The sequence below is a fragment of the Mucilaginibacter flavidus genome, assembly GCF_024055575.1.
GTDB classification, from domain to species: domain Bacteria; phylum Bacteroidota; class Bacteroidia; order Sphingobacteriales; family Sphingobacteriaceae; genus Mucilaginibacter; species Mucilaginibacter flavidus.
The window spans coordinates 1-20,490 of the sequence record NZ_JAMXOE010000043.1 but is presented as its reverse complement, the minus strand read 5'-3'; the positions used below and the strand labels follow the sequence as shown (position 1 = coordinate 20,490).

The following is a 20,490-nucleotide window of genomic DNA, read 5'->3' as shown; positions in this document are numbered from 1 at the left end:
GCCTGTCCGCAGTAGATGCAAAACATTGCGTCTCTACGAAGGTTCATAAAACACAAAAAATCCTGCGTCAATAAAACCCTTTTTCCATTCAGGCCATATTTTATCAAGTTCGGCCCGCTTAAACTCAAACGCCTTTACCAGGTTATCTTTTGCGGCTTCGACGCTATCGCCGCGCTGCATATTTTTGAGAAAATGGTATTGTGCCCCCCTGATAGTAAACAGCCCCAATTTATAGTTATGCCTTGTAACCGCACTGTAGCTTTCTTCGGGGAATGGCAGTTCAGGCGCCGTGCTTTGTATCACCCCGAGATAATATCCGCAAATTGGATACTGATGATGAAACAGGTGAAATACCGGCGCAAGCTTTAGCATTTCATCCGGGGTATCGTGCAAAATAACGGCGGGCTGCTCATCGGTATGCTCATCAAATATAATCGATAATGCATACTCAAAGCCTGCTAGCTCAATCATAAAGTCGGGCCAGTTTTCTTTTTGTTCACGTCCAGCATCAGGCCGGGTTTCCTGCAAAAACTGCGCGAATTTTTCTCCGAGCGTGTTTAAGGTATAACTTTCAGAAGGGTAAGTATCCAGGTATTGGTCGGCAAATAGTTCAAATAATTCGGGGCCAAGCGCATACGCCAAAGCATTGAACTGGCTTTGCATACACGACCGCAAACGGGCAATATAACTGTGCCGGTAAATATCAAGATGGTGCACGGCACTTAGTCGCTGCGAAGGGTTAACAATATCCTCAACAGCAGCGGGCAAAGCGATATCCTGCATGGGCGCGTGATGTACCAACATGCCCTGCATCCAGTTTTGTAATTGCGTTAAGGAAAAATTATTTGAACTCATCTATTCAAAAAATAATCATCAAAAACTTTGTCATTGCGAGCGAGGAACGAGCGCGGCAATCCCGTTGTATAGATTGCCACTAAACAGGCTGTACACCATGTACTCGGCCCTGTTTAGTCAGCGATTGCTTCGTTCCTCGCAATGACAAACGAGCTACCAATTAACCTCGTTCACCAAAAAGTTAACCGGGTTCGACACTACGTCATCATTGGCGATTTCCTGCTCGCCAGTAATACCAAAACCATCAATACTACTCATAAACTCTTTCGCTTTTAACAGCTCAGCATGGTAAACATCAAATTCGGGGATATTACCATCCCACTCCAAAAGGGTGGCTACGCCGCGTGTGAGCTCCCAGGCAAGGTTAAAAAGCTTCCAAACATCATGTGCCACCTGCCTGTCGTGCGTATCAATAATGTGGGTGCCACAATGCTGATGCCCGGCAATGTGCATTTGCACAATCCTGTCGTGCGGTAATTGGCGGATATAATGTGCCGGGTCGAAATCGTTATTAAAGCCCGATACGTAAACATTATTGACATCGAGCAATAAGCCACAGCCGGTTTCTTCGGTCATATAGCGCAAAAAGTCCCACTCGTTAATAGTCGACTGTTTAAAGGTTAAATAAGTGCTGGGGTTTTCAAAAACTACAGGGCGTTCTAAAAAATCCTGCACCTGGTTTATCCTGGTGCAAATGTGTTTTAACGATTCATCGTTTAAAACTACCGGGAGCAAATCGTGCGTATTCAGGCTATTTACGCCCGTCCAGCACAGGTGATCACTTATCCAGAGTGGTTTTACCTCGCCGGCAAGCAGTTTTAATTTGGTGAGATAGTCTTTGTTAAGCCGGTCGGTGCTGCCGATGGAAAGCGACACCCCATGCATCACAACAGGGTACCGTTCCGCAATTTGCCGTAGCACATGGCGTGGCCTGCCGCCCGAATCCATAAAGTTTTCTGAGATAACCTCGAACCAGTCGACCGCGGGGTTATGTTCCAATATATGGTTAAAATGTTTGCTGCGCAGACCAAGGCCAAGCCCGGGATTGGGCAGGCTTATTAACGTATTAGTGTAATTGTCTCCGATTTTACTCATTCGCTACATTGTTTGACTCCGCAGGTATTAGGCAGCGAAAAAACTCCATAGCGATAGGTTTTAAACCCATCGCTATAAATGAATTTCTGTCTTTTATTCGCACATCTGCTACTCCCTCTTCCCTTCACAAAGCCGCTTGGCATTATCTTCGGGGTTATTAAAGCCAAACGAACATGACTTATCGCCGCTATTACCGCACGAGTCATAGCCATCCAACCACCTTACCAGCAACGCTTGCGGCGGACCGCACTTATACGGAGACGGACCGACATTTCTGTTTGCCTTTTTCATACGTTCTTCAAACAATTTGCGGGCCTGCAGCCAAACGCTTTTACCACGTTCAGTTCCAAGCGTACGAAAACGCTCCGCCTGTATAGGCACCGCACAACTGCCCTGCCATGCACACTCATTATTCCCGGGGTTGCTTTGCGCTTCTATGTCGCCATAAAGTCCGCAGCCGCCCTGGCCCTTGCAATTGTTCAACGTTTGGCAGTTATGCCGTTCGGCAGTAGCACAATTTCCGGTGCCGGCACAGTTGTTTGTCCCCAGGCGGTCGTGACCTTTACAGGCGTTTAGCCCCATACAAACGTGCAATTCAACTGGCACTTTTGCTGGTGTTGGGGTAGGTTTAGGGCCTCCGCACAAATTTCCTTCTGGTGAATATTTTATAGTAGCCATAATATGCTGATTTTTTTTAGTGTAATTAAAAACTGTTAGTTGAACTTACATTTGGAACATCAGGCAAATCATGTATACGCTGCCCCAGGTATTGTATTTTAGGGAAAACCGCCACAGCTTTGTTGAACAGTTCTATCATTTGCGCTTTCGGGCGCGACTTGCCATCAAATTTGTAGTCATTAAAAGTTGGCGCCACCACATATTCCTTCCCTTCATAGGTATACTTTAGCGACATAATATCGCCGCAAATAGAGTTAAGGATAAAAATCATGGATTTGTGAATCCCGAACATAAATATCTCCCACTGGGTATTGCCGCTTTGCCGGTAACAATCCTCAATCATTACAAATATGTAAGTGTATACCGCGTTCAGCAAATTTGCCACGGGGACTACATTTGCGGGATAATGCTCAATTTTAGGATTATCTGCAACGTTTACAACAAAATAATCATACATATCAGTAACCCCTATATCGAGGTTTTTAAACCTGTCGTTTAGGCTATTGTAAGTACAGTATATCTGAACAAATTTTTCAAAGTGCGATAGCTCCTTTTTTTCAGGATCATCAAAATCACCTGGAACAAGGGCTGTGCAATTAACACGGTCACCTGGCTGTATTAAACCTTCATCGTCAAACCCCTCGCCCTGGTCAACAATACATTTTATCGCCTTTATTGCCGATGCTTTATCATGCACATGGCAAAGATCGCCGCTATCGTCCATGTTGGTAAAGTGCGGCCTGTGTTTTTTGTCGTAATAAACTGTATCGATGTTATTTTGCGCATAAAATGCCTTCCCTTCTATCAACTGCGGCCCATCCATGTATTTTAAATCGTTTTTTTGAATACAATCTATAATCATCTGGTAAAACTTGCCAATAGTGGTATAGTTAATAGTCTTAAGCATACGCGGGTCAGGCAAATCGGTAGGGCTTTCAATTTTTAGGAATGTGATCAGTTGGTCCTGTGAAAGCTTTGCGAGGTTGATAGGAAAAGGAGGCTGATGGCCCGCAAGTGTTGCTGGAAACACCGGCGATTTGCCGACCAGGTCCGGCATGCCGGCAAGGGCTTGTTTTAAATTTGACGACAGTGCCATGTGCAGCATTTCTTCTATCGCAACGCTCATGATTAATGCACCCGCTTTGTTGGCGAATACCATAAGTTCGGCCGATAGGTCGATGGCCTCCTCCTCTGCCTCGATAGGTGGCCTGCCTTTGGCTACCAGCTTTTCTATTATCGACGTTTTAATGGCTTCCTGGTCGGGAGAGCGATTAATGGAATAATAAGTGTAAAGGTAAGTAGGGATGGTGGCGATTTCGATTTCTATTGCTTGCTGAATAGCTTCGCCGAGGTTGTCGGGGGTTACCGGGTCTGCTCCTTTTGCAAAAAAGTCTTGTGTCATGATGTAATAAGGTTTATCTGATAAATTTAGAATTAAGTTCTGATATAAAAAATTTAATATTGGGAAATTTAGCGGATATTTTTTTAGTTCCACGGAAAGACCAAACGACATTTTTACATCTGCCATTAAACGCAATTTTATAGCTTTGCGCCAGGATAAATTATTAAAACCGACACCCTTATGAAACAAACATTACTTATTGCATCATTTTTGTTGCTATGCATAACTGGCTATTCGCAGGCAACTCCACCCAAAGACACTACAAAATACTGGACCATACATGGCCAAAACACTTTCCTTATAAACCAAAGTTCGTTCTCAAACTGGGCAGCCGGTGGTGTAAACTCTGTTGCAGCCAACATAGTGCTCGATTACGATTTTAACTACAAAAAAGGCGTGTGGAGCTGGGACAATAAAGCCATAGCTGGCTATGGCATCAGCAAGCAAAACGGAACCGGATGGCGTAAAAACGACGATCGTATTATCCTTAACAGCTTACTGGGCCGCCATGCATCAAAATACTGGTTGTACACTTTTTACATGAACTTTCAAACCCAGTTTACAAAGGGCTATAATTATGATGCTTCCGGTAACCGCATTTTTATATCAGCGCCATTTGCCCCCGCCAGCCTTACTTTCGGGCCGGGTTTTGCCTATAAACAATCTGATAATTTCAGGGTAAACATCTCACCTGCTGCTGCGCGCATTACCATTGTACAAAACGAGTCCCTTTCATCAATCGGTGCATTTGGTGTAACACCCGGCAAAAAAAGCCTGTTTGAGTTTGGCGCCTCGCTTGATGCCTACTACAAGGTTAACCTGGCTACAAATATCGCTTTCGAAAACATCCTTAAGTTGTATTCAAATTACCTTAAAACTCCGGGCAACATCTACATGGACTATACTGCCAACATTTTCATGAAGGTTAATAAACTTGTAACTGTAAATGCCGGCCTGGAACTGATTTCGGACCCGAATACCAAGATACCTGTGCAGAAAAATGGTGTAACAGAATATCATTCGCTTTTGCAAACCAAACAGATATTTGGCGCCGGCGTAACGTACAGGTTTTAACATTATTTGAAGCATTTTTATATATAAGCAACACCCAGATGTGTTGCTTTTCTCATTATATTATATTTTATTATTAGCCAATATCCTATTACTAATAGTTAAAAATTCCGACGATTTTGTAACATTTCCCTTAAAAATCAAACTCTTAAAAACAATTTTCCTTAGTTTTTATTATTGCTCTTATTAATATCAGATGCAATTTTAATTAATTTTTAATATAAAAATTATACTAAAAATTAATATAAAAACTATTTTTATGCGATTCATAAATTATCGTAATGGCTAAGGAAAGTAAAAAAAATAAAAAAGCAGCCGATCATCCGCAGATTGCAAAAACGCCAACTGGTATTACCGGTCTGGATGAAATAACCGGCGGTGGCATCCCTGCAGGGCGCCCAACGTTAATATGTGGTGAAGCGGGTTGCGGCAAAACATTGGTTTCGCTGGAATTTATCGTAAGGGGCGCAATTGAGTTCAATGAGCCCGGTGTATTTATGGCTTTCGAGGAAAAAGCCGAAGAGTTGGCTATGAATGCAGGCTCTCTGGGCTTTAACCTGGAGCAACTGCAAAAAGACAAAAAGCTAAAAATCGATTATGTGCACGTTGACCGCAGCGAAATTGAAGAGACCGGCGAGTACGACCTAGACGGACTTTTTATCCGCTTGGGCTATGCCATCGACACTATCGGTGCTAAACGCGTAGTACTTGACACCATTGAGAACCTTTTTGCAGGGCTCACTAACCAGGGCATACTTCGCGCCGAGTTGCGGAGGCTGTTCCAGTGGCTTAAAGAAAAAGGCGTTACAGCAATGATAACCGGCGAACGCGGTGAGGGGCCATCACTAACCCGCCAGGGGCTGGAAGAATACGTGTCGGATTGCGTGATACTGCTCGACCATAGGGTTATTAACCAGATATCAACCCGCCGTTTGCGTATCGTAAAATATCGCGGCTCGGTACATGGCACGAATGAGTATCCATTTTTAATTGATGAGGACGGCATTTCGGTATTGCCGGTAACTTCCTTACGTCTCGAAAAGGAAGTATCATCTGATAGAGTGTCATCAGGCATCCCTTCGCTCGACAAAATGCTTTGTGGCAAAGGCTTTTTTAAAGGTGGCAGCGTATTGGTTTCGGGCACAGCCGGAACAGGTAAAACCAGCATAGCAGCCTGCTTTGCCAACGAAATTTGCAACCAAAAACAACGCTGCCTTTATTTTGCTTTCGAGGAATCACCAAGACAAATTATCCGCAATATGCATTCCATCAGCATGGACCTGCAAATGCACGTAGACAATGGCCTGCTGCAATTTATGGCATCGCGCCCTACTTTGCACGGGCTGGAGCAACACCTAGTGGCTATGCACAAACTAATAAAGCGTTTTAAACCGCAGGCCGTTGTGCTCGACCCTATTACCAACCTGATTACAGTTGGTTCGGTTAGCGAAGTTAAAGCAATGCTGATAAGATTGATTGATTTTTTGCAGGAAGAGCAAATAACCGTGATGTTTACCGCCCTCACCCTTAACAGCGTAGTTACCGAACAAACGGACGAAGGTGTGTCATCATTAGTTGATGCCTGGATACTGGTGCGCGACATAGAATTTAACGGCGAGCGTAACCGCGGCATGTACATCATGAAATCCCGGGGTATGAAACACTCCAACCAGGTGCGTGAGTTTATTATAACAGACAAAGGAATTGACCTTGTTGAGGTTTATCTCGGTCCAGAGGGCGTACTTACAGGATCGGCCCGCGAGGCGCAAAAATTACAGGAGCAAACCGGCGAAGTGCTGCGCAGCCACGCCATGAGTGTGAAAGACCGTGAAGTGCTGCGTAAACGTAAAGTACTCGAAGCTAAAATTGCTGGTTTGCAAAGCGAATTTGAATCGGCCGAGGAAGAACTCAACAAAATTTATATAGAAGAAGAACTGGTAAAGAAAGTGGCCGAAGGCAACCGCCAGGAAATGTTAAAATTGCGCCGGGGCGACCAGGGAGGCAACGACAGAAAGGTAAAAAGTAATGAAAACAAAAGAATATAAGTACGAGTTAAGGTTATACATAGCCGGTAAAACTGCGAAATCGCAGTTGGCGCTGGCAAACCTGAATAAATATTGTGAGGAGTATTTGGAGGGCGAATATAAAATTGAAGTGATTGATTTATTGATTAAGCCACAGCTTGCGGAGGGCGACCAGATTTTTGCGGTACCCACGCTGGTGCGTAAAGTACCGGAACCCATTCGTAAAGTTATCGGCGACTTATCGAACGAAGAAAAAGTGCTGGTTGGTTTAAATATACGCCCTGCTAACAAAAAATAATAATGACGGAGCAACCACAACAACCGCCTGCAAGTATTGATGATTTAGAAACCGGTGATTTATACCGCTTACGACTATTTGTAACTGGGGCAACTCCAAATTCAACAAGGGCAATATCAAACTTGAAAGAGCTTTGTGAAACCCACCTTGCAAACAAGTACGAGTTGGAGATAGTGGATGTTTACCAGCAGCCGCTAATCGCCATCAGCGAGCAGTTAATTGCACTCCCCATGCTTGTGAAACTATCGCCATTGCCTCAGCGCAGGTTAATTGGCGATATGTCGGATACCGGCAAAGTGCTTAGGGGGTTAGGATTGCCGGCAATGTAATTTTTTCTATGGACCAATTGAATAATACATATAGTGAGCTTTTAAAAGAAAACGAAGAGCTTAAGATACAACTGGAGGAAGCAAATGATACCATCGACGCTATCCGTACCGGCCAGGTTGATGCACTTATAGTTAATGACGGCGACGGGCATCAGCTGTACACTTTAAAAACAGCCGACCAAACCTACCGTGTATTTATTGAAAAGATGAACGAGGGCGCTGTTACCATAAATTACGAAGGCCTTATTTTGTATAGCAACTCGCGATTTGCCAGTATGGTGGGTATGCCACTTGAGAGAACTATCGGCCTTTTATTTGAAACATTTATAGCAGATGAATCGCGGGATATCTTTGAGGATGTAATAACAAATGCGTGGGAAGAGGATTGTAAAGAGGAATTGCTTTTAAAAAACAACGGGGGTCACGATGTGCCCTGCCTGCTATCCTGCAATACACTCGAATTGGACGAGGGTGTTGCGTTAAGCTTAATACTAACCGACTTATCGATACTAAAAGAAGCTGAAAATCAGCTCAAAATAAAAAACTTGCAGCTTGCCGCTGCCCGTTTAGCCACCGAAAAGCTGAACAATGACTTAGAAGATACGGTAAAGGAGCGCACAAACGAGCTTTTTTTAAGCCGTGAGCACTTTAAATACCTGGCCAACAACATTCCGCAAATGACATGGACCAACCTGCCAGATGGAGAGGTTGATTATTATAACCAGCAATGGTATGATTATACCGGGCTTGACCAACAGGATACTAAAAAATGGGGCTGGCGCAAGGTTTTGCACCCCGACGACTTACAGGCTACTATGGATAGGTTTGCTGAATCGTTAAAAACGGGTGAAATATTTGAGGTCGAAAATCGCTATAAGCGAGGATACGACGGCGCCTACCGCTGGCATTTAAACCGTGCTATTCCGCTACGTGACGAAAAAAACGAAGTAGTTTTTTGGGTAGGCACTGCTACCGATATTGAGGATCAGAAAAAAGAAATGGAGCGGAAGGACGAATTCATCGGCATTGCCAGCCATGAATTGAAAACCCCGCTTACCAGCCTGAAAGGCTATTTACAATTGATATCATCCTATAAGCGCGACGAATTGCCACCAGCAGTAAAACAGTATATCGAAAAAGCCAACACATCATTAAACAAACTCCAGCGGCTTATAAACGACTTGCTGGACGTAAGTAAGATACAAGCCGGCAAACTTGAGTATGCGTTTATAAGATTCAATATAACCTTTTTGATAAAGGCATGTATTGAAAACGCTGAGCACATCCATCCGGATAACAATTTCATTATCCGGGATGGCAAGGATTATACAGTTAACGGAAACCCAGAACGCCTTGAGCAGGTAGTAATGAATCTTATAAATAATGCAGTAAAATACTCACCCCAAAATAAGGATGTAATCATACATATTTCTGACCACAACGATAGTGTTCGTGTTTCTGTCACCGATTTTGGCATCGGCTTGTCTGCCGAACAGCAGGAACGCATATTTGAGCGCTTCTATCGCGTTGAGGATAAAAAGTACACCACCAGCGGCCTGGGCATGGGCCTTTATATCTCTGCTGAAATTATCACCTATCACAATGGCAGCATTGATGTAGAAAGCGAGGCCGGCAAAGGCTCGACGTTTTATTTCGAATTACCGTTAATTAGAGATTAGATTTATTTTTCTGCGGATAATAAGTTCGGCTATTATTAGATTAGGCACCCAACATAACCAGGATATAATGCGATACGAGGTTACAAAGTCCATGTGTCCCAAACCGGTGGTCAGCGGCAGCCAGATACGCAGGGTAACGGCCGCAAATGCCAGTGCGTAATTGCGTATCATCCAAGCTTCATGCTCGGCAATACGCAGCTTTCTGATACTTGTATAAGCTTGAATATCGGTAAAAAGCCAAAGCAGTGCAAGGGTGCCAAACCCCAGCGAACAAATAATACCTCCGCTTGCAAATAACGCAATATAAAGCCCGGCGCAGCTGCTGATAAAAACCGATAGCACATATATTTTACCCACCAGGCGGTGTGCATTCAAGTAACGCCCGCGCAGCTTTTTGCTAAACTGCGTCCACCCGATTAACAGCGCAAGCCCACCGAACGAAATATGCAGGTAAAATGCAGTATGCCAAATTGGGTTACGTAATAATTCGGCGGGTTTACTTTGAAAAAGGCCCTTATTGTGCATATCAACAAAATAATAAATAAGCGGATAAAGGCCGATAGCTATTGCGAACAGCGCAAATGGTATCCAGGGTAGGTTTTTTAATTTCATATATTATTAGTTAGAGTCAAGAATCAGGAGGTTAAGAGTCAAGATGAATCTTCAGTTGCCAGTCATTCTTCTTATCTTGATTCCTGACTCTTGACTTCTTGATTCTAATCTACGCCATTTTGACTTCACTTACCACCTCTTAGTTACAAGCACTTTTCGTCCGGTGGTCACCAAAAAGCGTCCACTGGTCAAAATAGTTTCCGCAGGTTGCGTTGGTGCTGTTCTTTTACAGAAAAAACAACCAAATGGAAACTTCACAACGACAAACCTACCTCGATTGGTTACGCATAATATCAATAGCAGGCGTGCTATTTTTTCACTCGGCCATGCCTTATGTAGCCGAGGACGGCTGGCATATCAAGAACCACGAAACCAGCAGCCTGCTGATGGAATCGAACCATTTTTTGCACCTTTTTCGCATGCCGCTGCTCTTTTTCATTTCAGGTACAGTAAGCTATTACATGATGCAGCGGCGTTCTACTTTAAGCTTTATCGGTTTACGCTTCCGCAGGCTTTTCATCCCTTTGCTGGTTGGCATGTTCATTATAGTGCCGCCGCAAATTTATATGGAACGTTTAAACAGTGGTTTTAAAGGCAGCTACTGGGATTTTTATAAAACCGTTTTCAATTTTGTACCATATCCTAAAGGCAGCTTTAGCTGGCACCACCTGTGGTTCATCGCTTATTTGCTTATTTACGATTTGATATTTGCGCCCATGTTTGCATGGATGATCTCACCCAAAAGTGATGCCTTTAAACAAAAACTAGCTTCACTGGCAAACGGCAAATGGGTTTATTTACTGATGTTGCCCGGCATTATATGGTTTGCACTGCTGAGCGAGAAATTACCTGAAACCAACGACCTGGCGCATGACGGCTGCTACTTTGTTTACTGGTTATTGTTCCTTCTGGCTGGTTTTATCTGCATATTACAACCCAAACTAATGGACAGCCTGGAGCGCAACCGTCGCTTTGCTTTGAGTATGGGGTTTTTGACCCTGATGATATGGGAATGCATGAGGTGGAATAAAGTTGAGCCGGGGTATGCGAACTGGCCATTTCAAAGCAACTTATTCAATTATTTGTTTATAGCTTTAAGGCCAACCATTGCCTGGGGATGGGTACTGGCATTGGTGGGCTACGGTAAGCATTACCTCAATCGCAAGCATGCCATACTTAATTACCTGAACCAGGCAGTGTATCCGTTCTACATCCTGCATCAAACGGTGATTGTGGTGGTGGTTTATTATATCGTGCAAACTCAAAATGAAAGTATCCTGTCGAAATATATCTATACCGTTGGGATCACTTTCTTTGTAAGTGTGCTGATCTATCACCTGTTTATCCGTCCGTATGCTTTAACGAGGTTTTTGTTTGGTATGAAGCCAAAGGGCAAATCGAAGCCGGCGATGCAGGTGGAAAAGGAAGATGTTAAACCTGTGGTAGTGTTATCTGCATAAATTTGTAATTTAACAATATGAATTTTTTGAAAAAATACATATTCCCTGCCTTGTACGGCTTGCTGGTATATTTTACTGTCAGGCTGCTACATGATACCGATATTCACCAGCGCTTTTGGGAAAGGCGGTTTTATATCAATGCAGTGGAGATGACCTGCTCGGCCATTGTGGGATATTTATCCATTTATATTTTCCAAAGATTATTTAGGTATTATGACAAGCGCTGGCCGGTACAGTTATCCTACTGGGGAGTGGCGAGGGAACTCGTGATATTGGTGGGCATTAACCTGGTATTGGTCAATGTGATATTCGTTCCGATGGATATGGCCCTGCACCAGGACGACTGGAAAGCGTGGTGGATACCCTGGGCAGATGTGGCAGATATCAACATGATCCCGACCTTATATGCTATTATTTATTATGGCATAGCGCGCAGCAGCACCTGGTTAAAGGCCTATGTTGCCAACAAGGTGCAACTTGAAAAGTTAACTAACGACCACCTTGAAACCGAGCTTAAATTCCTGAAAGCTCAATACCACCCACATTTTTTGTTTAACGCGTTAAATACGATCTACTTCCAGATGGACGATGACATTGAAGGTGCAAAAAACAGCATCGAAAAGTTTTCGGAACTGATACGTTATCAACTTTACGACCAGCAGCAGCAGGTGCCTGTAATGAACGAAATTGAGTACCTGCAAAGTTTTATCGACCTGCAAAAAATACGCAGCAGTGATAAGCTGCAGTTAAACGTTAGTTTCGACCCTGCGCTAAACGGGCAATTGGTTTACCCCCTGTTGTTTTTGCCCTTTGTTGAAAATGCTTTTAAATTTGTAGGTGGCGAATATAAGCTCGATATTAAAGCTGAATTGGCCAACGGCGAAATTATTTTCGCCGTTAAAAACTCGCTGCCAAACTTTAACGCGCCCATTGCCGAAAGCGGCGGCATAGGGTTGGAAAACCTAAAACGCAGGCTGGATTTATTGTACCCAGGGAAGTACTCGCTGATTACCGAAGCCACCGCGGATACTTTTACCGCCGAATTGAAACTACAATATGACTAACATAAGCTGCATAATAACCGACGACGAGCCTTTTGCACGTAAAGGCCTGCAAGGGTACGTCGAAAAAATAGGCTTTCTTGATTTAAAGGGCGTGTGCGAAGATGCATTGCAGTTAAGCGACATGCTGCAAAGGCAGCCTGTCGACCTGCTTTTCCTTGACATTCAAATGCCCCACATTACCGGTGTTGATTTTATCCGGGCATTGTCAAAGCCGCCGAAAGTTATTTTCACTACAGCCTTTGAGCATTACGCCCTGCAGGGTTTCGAACTTGACGTTATGGACTACCTGCTAAAACCCATCAGCTACGAACGCTTTTTAAAAGCCACATGGAAGGCCCGCGACTATTTTGCATTAAAAGAAAATGTACCGGCAACAGCAGCAACGCCGTACATTTTTATAAAAGCCAACGGCAAACTGGAGAAGGTGAATTTTGATGAGATACTATTTATCGAAGGGATGGAAAATTACGTTGCTATTCATTTGGCCGGCAAAAAATTAATTACTCACAGTACTATAAAATCCCTGGTCGAAAAATTACCGGCAGGACAATTCCTGCAGACCCATAAGTCGTTTATTGTTTCCATTAGCAAGGTTGAAACGATTGAGGGTAACACGCTGCATATCCAAAAATACCAGGTACCGATTAGTAAGTATTTAAGAGAGGTTGTATTGGGGCAGATTGTGAAGTAAGATTGATTTGAAGATTTGGTGGTTTGAAGATTTGAAAATGAGAAGATGATGTTTTGATTTTAGCACCTTCAAATCAACTCAATTTCAAATTTTCAAATCATTTTCCCCTTTCCCAAGCCAGCGTCAAAGCATCCCGCAGCATATCCTCTTTTACTTTATCCAGCTCAACAAAAGTTGCACCCTTTAATCCCCATTTGTTGGGTACAGGATAAAAAATAGTTGGGTCAAATGAATGAAACACCGATTGATCTATAGGCGACAAAGTCACCATCATCCGGCGCTCGGATATCCAAATTGTTGAAAATATCCGCTTTACCTTAAAGGCTGGTTTGCCAAAATGATCCTGCTCAACGGTGCCGGGTAAGCTTAGCGCGATTTGTCGCGCAGTTTCTATATCAACCATTTTTATAAAGTCTTTAGTCGTGAGTCCGCAGTCTAAAGTCAGAAACGTCAGAGGCCGGCTTTAGGCTAACGACTCCGGACTTAAAACTACTTTCTACTTGTCAAAGCAATTTTAATACCCAGGCCTATCAATATAAAACCTGTTATTTTCTCCTGTATGGCCCATATTTTAGGATTTTTGCTGAAAAAATCTTTGGTTTTACCTAAAACACAGGCAACAACACTTAACACCAGTGTACCCTGTATCGCAAACCACAAGCCCAAAACCAGCAACTGCAATTTAAAAAATGGCGACGCGGCATTAATAAACTGTGGCAAAAACGAAAGGAAAAAGATGGCTACTTTGGGATTCAGTGCATTGGTTATTGCGCCTTGTTTAAACAATTTCCAATAGTCAGCTTTCCCTTCACTGTCGTTCTTTGTATTTATGCTTTGTTTGGATAGCAACGCCTTTATGCCAAGATAAATGAGGTAAGCCGCACCCGCGTATTTAATCAGCTGGAAAAGGTATGCGGACTTTGCAATAACAATAGACAAACCCAACACCGCAGCTACAATATGCACGGAACATCCGGCAAATATGCCCAGCGCCGATATTACACCTGCCTTTATTCCATATGATACACTGCGGGACGCTACATAAATCATATCGTTACCGGGCGCTAGGTTAAGCATTAGCGAGGCAATAAAAAACAGGTACAAGTTTTGAAAACTAAACATAACCCTAAATTAAATAAAATCAGTCATTGTTAATTATCACTGCCTGCTATTTTCGCCGGAGTTTTACTTTAAATTTGACCACCATAATCTTCAACCAATATGCCAACCATAGAAAATGGAAGTGTAACTCTAAATATATGTGATAACGGTATTGCAACCATCACCTTTTACCATCCGGCACAAAACTCGTTACCGGCTGCTTTACTTGATGAACTTGCCGAAAAAATAATCGGGGCCGGTGAGGACGCGAAAGTCCACATAATAGTTTTAAAAAGCGGCGGCGACCGTACCTTTTGTGCCGGCGCCAGTTTCGACGAGTTGCTGCAGATAAAGGACAAAGAGGCCGGCGGTGTATTTTTCTCGGGCTTTGCAAAAATCATTAATGCCTGCCGCAAATCCTCAAAAATTATAATAGCCCGTATACAGGGTAAAGCCGTGGGCGGCGGCGTTGGCCTGGCAGCCGCTGCCGATTATTGCCTGGCTACCGAAGCTGCATCTATAAAATTAAGTGAACTGGCCATCGGCATCGGCCCGTTTGTGATATCCCCGGCTGTTACACGCAAAATTGGCTTGCCAGCGTTTTCACAGCTAACTATTCGCGCTACCGATTTCCAAACCGCTCACTGGGCTATGGAAAAAGGCTTGTACAACGAAGTATACCCTGATATTGCTGCATTGGATGCCGCAATGGACGCGCTTGCCGAAAAACTCGCCTCTTATCATCCTGAAGCACTAAAAGGCCTCAAAGAAATTTTATGGGAAGGCACCGCCGATTGGGATGAGCTTTTGGCCGAACGTGCAGCCATTAGTGGCGAACTGGTACTGTCGGAATTTACCCAACAGGCACTACATGCATTTCTGAAAAAATAGCAGTAGAATTTAAATAGCTGTTTACCAATTAATTGCATTCAGCCATTATTTTGTATGCAGCCGCATTAACTATTTACTGCCAAAAACACCATTACTTAACAACTTTTACCGGCACAAGTCGTATAAATGGCTCGTTACGCGAGTATTATTTTACTTTTATTTGCAAAATTAATTATCGGTTATTGTTAAAGGTTTAATAGATTTACGTGATGATTATTGAGTATTAATTTTAACACACCTGTTATTTTCATTGTATGTTTTATTGGTTATTTACCGCCGTTGTATTAGCTGCAATTCTTATTGGTTTCTATATCTATAATTATTTTGACAAGCTTAGCACTACACGCCGAAATTTAGAGCGTATCCAAAACAAATGGGGCCGGCCGGTAAACGCCCGCCGTAACTTTAAGTTAATAGCAGCTTATTTAAATGGCTTTGATGGCCCCGGCAAAATATCGGGCGTTATAGCCAATGACCTTGACCTGAACAATGTTTTTAACTACGTCGACAGGACAAACTCAAAACCAGGAAAGCAATACCTGTACAAACGACTTTTTACACCCGATACTAATTTCGAATCGTTATTAAAATTCGATAAAAAAATAGACGCCCTGAATATGCCTCGGCCCGATCAGGAACTCATTGAGCTTGAACTGGCAAGGCTTAACAGCCCCGATGCTTATTACCTGGCCGAACTGTTTTTAAAAGAGCATGAATTTTTACTGGTCCCCTTGATGAGCATTTATATCCGCTTTTCGGGTGTGGCTATCATTGGTTTAATTATTTCGTTATTCATAGTGCCTACGGTGGTATCGTTTATGGTATTGATAGCACTGCTTGTTGGCAACATAGCCCTGCATTTTGGGACCCGTAATAAAATATCATCATACACGCGGTCGCTACCGCAGCTTATTATATTGCACAGTGTTGCCAAACGCCTTTCGAAAAAAATAACGCAGGAAAATGATGAGCAATTACGCGTTAGTTTAAGCCGCCTGTCAGGTTTAAACCGCACTTTAAAGTTTACCAATTTTGAGAGCAAAATAGCAGGCAATCCTGATAATTTGAGCTATGCTTTTTATAAGCTGATAAAAATGTTTTTTCTGTTGGAGCCCCTGATGTTTATATCATCAGTAAAGCGCATCAACAAATATCGCGGCGATATAGAGGTGCTTTACAAATATGTTGGCGAAATTGATATGCTGATAGCCATACAATCGGTACGCGTTGGCCTGCCGCATTACAGCAAGCCGGTGTTTTATACCGAAAACATGAAAATGGATTTGGAGGATATGTACCATCCGCTTATTTACAATTGCGTACCAAACTCTATCCATACCCGTACGGATGAAGGCGTGCTGATTACAGGTTCGAACATGTCGGGTAAAACCACATTTATCAGGTCGATTGCCATTAATACATTGTTGGCACAAACCATTTACACTACCTGTACAAGTGCTTATAAAGCCCCGTTATTAAAAATACAAACCAGCATCCGCACTACCGACGAACTTGGCGAGCACAAGAGCTATTTCCAGGCAGAGGCGTTGTCAATACTCGATATCATCAACCAAAGCGGCGGTGACGAGCAGGTAAAGAGCCTCATCATCATCGACGAAATTTTCCGCGGCACCAACACAATCGAGCGTATTGCCGCAGCCAAATCGGTGCTCACATATTTAACCGACAACAAAAATTTTGTATTCGTATCAACCCACGATTTGGAATTGGCCGAGTTGCTTGATAACGATTACGCAGTTTATTCTTTCGAAGAATCGGTGAACGATACCCGCCTGGTATTCGACTATAAAATGAAAACCGGCGTACTCAAAAACAAAAATGGTATCGCCATATTGGAAACCATTGGTTATCCCGAAACGGTTGTGGAAGATGCCTATATCGTAAGCGAAGAATTGAAAAGGAAATACGTGCTGTAGAAGAAACAGCTAAAAAATATTGCGAGGCGTCCTGCGGGGCGCTTTTTTTGTTTCTAAGGATTCGATGACGCCTCACCCTACCCTATTCCTCAACACCCGCATCTCTTCCTGCATTTGCTCTACCCGCTCCAACAAATGCACTATGGCTTCAATACCGGCCACGTTTATCTCAAGTTCATTATGTAACCGAATCATCTTCTCCAGCTTTTGCAGCTCGGTTTCGGGCACGTAAGTATTTCTTTTTACAATCTTAAACTTTACCAATCCCGCTTCCCTAAGCGAATCAATAAATGTGTACTCAATCCCGTGGTAGGTACATATATCGGTAGCTGCTATTAAGTTTGTCATAAAACGGTTTATTAGTTCACTGGTTCATTAGTTCATTGGGGCATTTTTTGACAGGTTTTACTACAAGTTGTGCGCTAAAAACTGCCAACTTCTGTGCGCCCTTCAGGGCGCTGGGGGGCCGCCATCTCTTATTTCTTCGAATAACTTCTTTTGTTTTTCGGTCAAATTGATTGGCACCTGCACGTCATAAGTAACATACAAATCGCCAAACTGGCCCTCTTTTTTGTATACAGGCATTCCTTTGCCTTTCAATTTTACCTTGGTGCCATTTTGGGTTTCGGGCATTACCTTAATTTTCACTTTACTATCTAAAGTATCAACGGTTACCTCGCCACCGAGCACGGCAGTATAAATATCCAGCTTTGCGTTGCAATATAAATCGCTGCCAACACGCTTAAACCGCGGGTCGTCGGCCACCAAAAACGTGATGAATAAATCACCAGCCGGTCCTCCGTTTGCACCGGGACCGCCATGACCCGCAATCTTAATATTCTGTCCGTTTTCAACACCGGCGGGTATGGTAATGCGGATGTTTTTGCCGTTTACCGTCAAAGTTTGTTTATGCGTTTCGGCGGCTTCCTTTAGGCCAAGCTTTAACTCGGCGTTGAAATCCTGACCGCGGTATTTTGATTGCCGGCCGCCGCGAGCGCCCCCTCCTCCTCCAAACATAGATTGAAAAAAATCTGAAAAATCATCACTGCCAAAACCCTCAAAACCGCCCGATGGCGCGCCACCAAAACCCCCATGTTGTTGGCGGCTTTGCTGCTGGCGTCCGGCTTGCTCATATTCAGCGCCGTGCTGCCAGTTCTCGCCATACTGGTCGTATTTCTTACGTTTGTCAGCGTCGCTTAAAACCTCGTTGGCTTCGTTTAGTTGCTGGAATTTCTTGTGCGCTTCTGCATCGTTAGGGTTAAGGTCGGGATGGTATTTGCGGGCCAATTTGCGGTACGCATTCTTTATGTCTTTATCCGTTGCTTTTTTATCGACGCCTAAAACCTGGTAATAATCAATAAATGCCATAGTAAATGGTTGTAAAACCGAAAGTATATTAACCCAAATTTACGGTTCCTGGTTTTCATTATAAAGATAAATGTTTTTAACGGAGATAATTAATGCGTAGGAAACAAACACAGAATGACATACATCACTAAATCAAACTCCTAAAAGTTGTATTAATACTGCGTTAGGTGCCAATCAAAACCCAGCCGGCCAATAATTGTTATCTTTATGCCGTTGATTAAAAATTAAAGACAGATACATTAAGTTAATACCCTGTAATGATATCAGCCAGGATCCCCGAAAATGAAAGTGTCCGCCTTTCGGCACTCCACGAAATCGGCTTGTTAGACAGCCCTCAAGAAGCAGAGTTTGATGAGATCGTAAAATTCGCTTCAATGCTTTGCAATACACCTATTTCATTAATCAGCCTGGTTGATTCCGACCGACAGTGGTTTAAGGCAAGGATAGGTCTTGATGTTGATGAAACTAACCGCGATGTTTCATTTTGCAGTCACGCCATTTTGCAGGACCAGCTTTTTGAGATACGCGATACAATTTTGGATAATCGCTTTGCCGATAATCCGTTGGTTGTTGACGATCCTTCCATCCGTTTCTATGCAGGCATGCCCCTGGTAACGAGCGGAGGCGACAGGCTGGGTACCTTATGTGTAATTGACAGGACACCCGGCGAACTATCCGAAAAACAACGCTTCGGCCTTAAAGTATTGGCTAATAACGTGATAAAAATTGCGGAGTTAAGAATAAAAAATAAGGAACTATATTATTTAACCGAGACTCAGAAACGCATCATATCCATTTTAGCGCATGATGTGCGTAACCCGCTAGCATCTATCAAAAATATCCTCGAATTAAAGCAGTCGGAAATTCTGGATGCTGAAGATGCTGCCGAAATGATAAAAATGGTAACCGGACAACTGAATAACACTATAGAAATGGTGGAAAATGTAGTAAGTTGGGGACAGATGCATTTAAAATTCGGGCAGCTTAACCTGGTTGATTTTGATTTGCATGACCTGGTAGGACGTATTTTTGGCTCCGAAACTTTAAACAGCGTTGCCAAAGGAAACAGGCTTGTAAACAATATACCCTACGGCACTATTGAACACTCGGACGAACGGGCTTTAGAGTTCATTCTGCGTAACCTGGTAAGTAATGCCAATAAATTTACCCAAAACGGCAGCATTTCAATCGATATAAAGAGGGCGGGAATAAAAACTATTTTATGGATAAGTGATACCGGAGTTGGCATGCCCCAGGAAAAAGCTGTAACATTGTTCAGCGGCGATGTTACTTCAACCCTTGGAACAAACAAAGAGAAGGGCAGCGGCCTTGGCTTACTGCTTGTTAAGGAGTTTGTGGAGCGCTTAAATGGTTCGATAGCAGTGGAAAGCCAAATTAATCGGGGAACAACAATTAGAATAGAATTATAAATATGGATACATCCATTTTTCGCAATTTCAGCGACATTGACATAAAGGAAATAGCCCCCGGCTTTTTTTCAAAACTGATTCACACCGATACCAATACTTTCAATTTTATCGATGTTAAAGCCGGCAACTCGGTACCGTATCACCAGCATGTGCACGAGCAAAGCTCCTTTGTAATCGAAGGCATTTTTGAATTCAATATTGATGGGACCATTAAACAATTAGACAGCGGCACGTTTGTAATTATCCCATCGAACGTTTGGCACAGCGGAAAAGCCATAACCGATTGCAAGCTGATTGATATTTTTAGCCCCGTGCGCGAAGATTACAGAAATTTATAAATAATCCAACGTCACATAAGATAGCAAGTCCTTTACTCTTGACTCTTGACTCACTGTTGTCCGGTAAACGGATAAAAAAAACAGGGGCATAAAAACCCCTGCATAGTTTAATTTTGAATTACCACACTCAAAAGTTGAACTATGCCCAAAAGTACATTTTTTACCGG

General features: G+C 43.1%; 21 protein-coding genes. 12 read left to right on the top strand and 9 right to left on the bottom strand.

The features are described 5' to 3' along the window. Positions 1-33: 33 nt before the first annotated feature. The 4 genes from NAF19_RS29690 to NAF19_RS29675 all read right to left on the bottom strand — a co-directional run bounded on the left by NAF19_RS29690 (position 34) and on the right by NAF19_RS29675 (position 4,030). Positions 34-855 carry an HvfC/BufC N-terminal domain-containing protein gene (locus tag NAF19_RS29690; RefSeq protein ID WP_252794032.1) on the bottom strand — a complete coding sequence of 274 codons (822 nt, stop codon included), beginning with the start codon at positions 853-855 and terminating at the stop codon, positions 34-36. Between the two features lie 153 nt (positions 856-1,008). After that, the gene (gene bufB / locus NAF19_RS29685; protein ID WP_252794031.1) at positions 1,009-1,950 is read right to left on the bottom strand and encodes an MNIO family bufferin maturase; all 942 of its coding nucleotides are present in this window, start codon (positions 1,948-1,950) and stop codon (positions 1,009-1,011) included. A gap of 108 nt (positions 1,951-2,058) precedes the next feature. Beyond that, complete coding sequence (locus NAF19_RS29680) at positions 2,059-2,628, bottom strand: hypothetical protein (RefSeq protein WP_252794030.1); 570 nt, start codon at positions 2,626-2,628, stop codon at positions 2,059-2,061. 25 nt (positions 2,629-2,653) lie between these two features. Beyond that, positions 2,654-4,030: a ferritin-like domain-containing protein gene (locus NAF19_RS29675; protein ID WP_252794029.1), complete on the bottom strand. Its 1,377-nt coding sequence runs from the start codon at positions 4,028-4,030 to the stop codon at positions 2,654-2,656. Between the two features lie 180 nt (positions 4,031-4,210). On the opposite strand from NAF19_RS29675, the gene NAF19_RS29670 reads away from it, so the two are divergent. The 5 genes from NAF19_RS29670 to NAF19_RS29650 all read left to right on the top strand — a co-directional run bounded on the left by NAF19_RS29670 (position 4,211) and on the right by NAF19_RS29650 (position 9,431). Further along, positions 4,211-5,104, top strand: coding sequence for a DUF3078 domain-containing protein (locus tag NAF19_RS29670; protein ID WP_252794027.1), 894 nt, complete (start codon positions 4,211-4,213; stop codon positions 5,102-5,104). Between the two features lie 278 nt (positions 5,105-5,382). Beyond that, positions 5,383-7,146, top strand: a complete 1,764-nt coding sequence (kaiC, locus tag NAF19_RS29665; RefSeq protein ID WP_252794026.1) for a circadian clock protein KaiC — start codon at positions 5,383-5,385, stop codon at positions 7,144-7,146. Continuing rightward, positions 7,127-7,423 (top strand): circadian clock KaiB family protein, encoded by a 297-nt coding sequence (locus NAF19_RS29660; RefSeq protein ID WP_252794024.1) that lies wholly within the window; start codon positions 7,127-7,129, stop codon positions 7,421-7,423. The genes kaiC and NAF19_RS29660 overlap by 20 nt, the downstream gene beginning before the upstream one ends. Positions 7,424-7,425: 2 nt before the next feature. Further along, positions 7,426-7,752 (top strand): circadian clock KaiB family protein, encoded by a 327-nt coding sequence (locus tag NAF19_RS29655; protein ID WP_252794022.1) that lies wholly within the window; start codon positions 7,426-7,428, stop codon positions 7,750-7,752. Between the two features lie 8 nt (positions 7,753-7,760). Further along, complete coding sequence (locus NAF19_RS29650; RefSeq protein WP_252794021.1) at positions 7,761-9,431, top strand: PAS domain-containing sensor histidine kinase; 1,671 nt, start codon at positions 7,761-7,763, stop codon at positions 9,429-9,431. Here NAF19_RS29650 and NAF19_RS29645 read toward each other — a convergent pair. Next, a complete protein-coding gene (locus NAF19_RS29645) occupies positions 9,417-10,043 on the bottom strand; it encodes a DUF2306 domain-containing protein (RefSeq protein WP_252794018.1) in 627 nt (208 codons plus the stop codon). The genes NAF19_RS29650 and NAF19_RS29645 overlap by 15 nt on opposite strands. 245 nt (positions 10,044-10,288) lie before the next feature. Between NAF19_RS29645 and NAF19_RS29640 the strand changes: the two genes are divergently transcribed. The 3 genes from NAF19_RS29640 to NAF19_RS29630 are packed head-to-tail and all read left to right on the top strand — an operon-like array spanning position 10,289 to position 13,258. Further along, positions 10,289-11,503 carry an acyltransferase family protein gene (locus tag NAF19_RS29640; RefSeq protein WP_252794016.1) on the top strand — a complete coding sequence of 405 codons (1,215 nt, stop codon included), beginning with the start codon at positions 10,289-10,291 and terminating at the stop codon, positions 11,501-11,503. Positions 11,504-11,520: 17 nt separating this feature from the next. Then, positions 11,521-12,567 carry a sensor histidine kinase gene (locus NAF19_RS29635; RefSeq protein ID WP_252794015.1) on the top strand — a complete coding sequence of 349 codons (1,047 nt, stop codon included), beginning with the start codon at positions 11,521-11,523 and terminating at the stop codon, positions 12,565-12,567. Continuing rightward, complete coding sequence (locus tag NAF19_RS29630) at positions 12,560-13,258, top strand: LytR/AlgR family response regulator transcription factor (RefSeq protein ID WP_252794013.1); 699 nt, start codon at positions 12,560-12,562, stop codon at positions 13,256-13,258. Before NAF19_RS29635 ends, NAF19_RS29630 begins: the two co-directional genes overlap by 8 nt. A gap of 97 nt (positions 13,259-13,355) precedes the next feature. Here NAF19_RS29630 and NAF19_RS29625 read toward each other — a convergent pair whose 3' ends face one another. Together NAF19_RS29625 and NAF19_RS29620 are read right to left on the bottom strand one after the other, a co-directional pair. After that, a complete protein-coding gene (locus NAF19_RS29625; protein WP_252794011.1) occupies positions 13,356-13,661 on the bottom strand; it encodes an MmcQ/YjbR family DNA-binding protein in 306 nt (101 codons plus the stop codon). A gap of 86 nt (positions 13,662-13,747) precedes the next feature. Further along, positions 13,748-14,380 (bottom strand): LysE family translocator, encoded by a 633-nt coding sequence (locus tag NAF19_RS29620; protein ID WP_252794010.1) that lies wholly within the window; start codon positions 14,378-14,380, stop codon positions 13,748-13,750. A gap of 99 nt (positions 14,381-14,479) precedes the next feature. Here NAF19_RS29620 and NAF19_RS29615 point away from each other — a divergent pair, with 99 nt between their 5' ends. After that, positions 14,480-15,250, top strand: coding sequence for an enoyl-CoA hydratase/isomerase family protein (locus tag NAF19_RS29615; protein WP_252794009.1), 771 nt, complete (start codon positions 14,480-14,482; stop codon positions 15,248-15,250). A 254-nt stretch (positions 15,251-15,504) separates the two neighbouring features. Next, positions 15,505-17,187, top strand: a complete 1,683-nt coding sequence (locus NAF19_RS29610) for a MutS-related protein (protein WP_252794007.1) — start codon at positions 15,505-15,507, stop codon at positions 17,185-17,187. 72 nt (positions 17,188-17,259) lie between these two features. Here the strand turns inward: NAF19_RS29610 and NAF19_RS29605 are convergent, their stop codons facing one another. Beyond that, positions 17,260-17,535, bottom strand: a complete 276-nt coding sequence (locus NAF19_RS29605; RefSeq protein WP_252794005.1) for a chaperone modulator CbpM — start codon at positions 17,533-17,535, stop codon at positions 17,260-17,262. A gap of 102 nt (positions 17,536-17,637) precedes the next feature. Continuing rightward, a complete protein-coding gene (locus NAF19_RS29600) occupies positions 17,638-18,555 on the bottom strand; it encodes a DnaJ C-terminal domain-containing protein (protein ID WP_252794004.1) in 918 nt (305 codons plus the stop codon). A gap of 257 nt (positions 18,556-18,812) precedes the next feature. Here NAF19_RS29600 and NAF19_RS29595 point away from each other — a divergent pair, with 257 nt between their 5' ends. Beyond that, a complete protein-coding gene (locus NAF19_RS29595; RefSeq protein ID WP_252794001.1) occupies positions 18,813-19,985 on the top strand; it encodes a GAF domain-containing sensor histidine kinase in 1,173 nt (390 codons plus the stop codon). Positions 19,986-19,987: 2 nt separating this feature from the next. Continuing rightward, complete coding sequence (locus NAF19_RS29590) at positions 19,988-20,323, top strand: cupin domain-containing protein (protein ID WP_252793999.1); 336 nt, start codon at positions 19,988-19,990, stop codon at positions 20,321-20,323. The last annotated feature ends 167 nt before the right edge of the window (positions 20,324-20,490 follow it).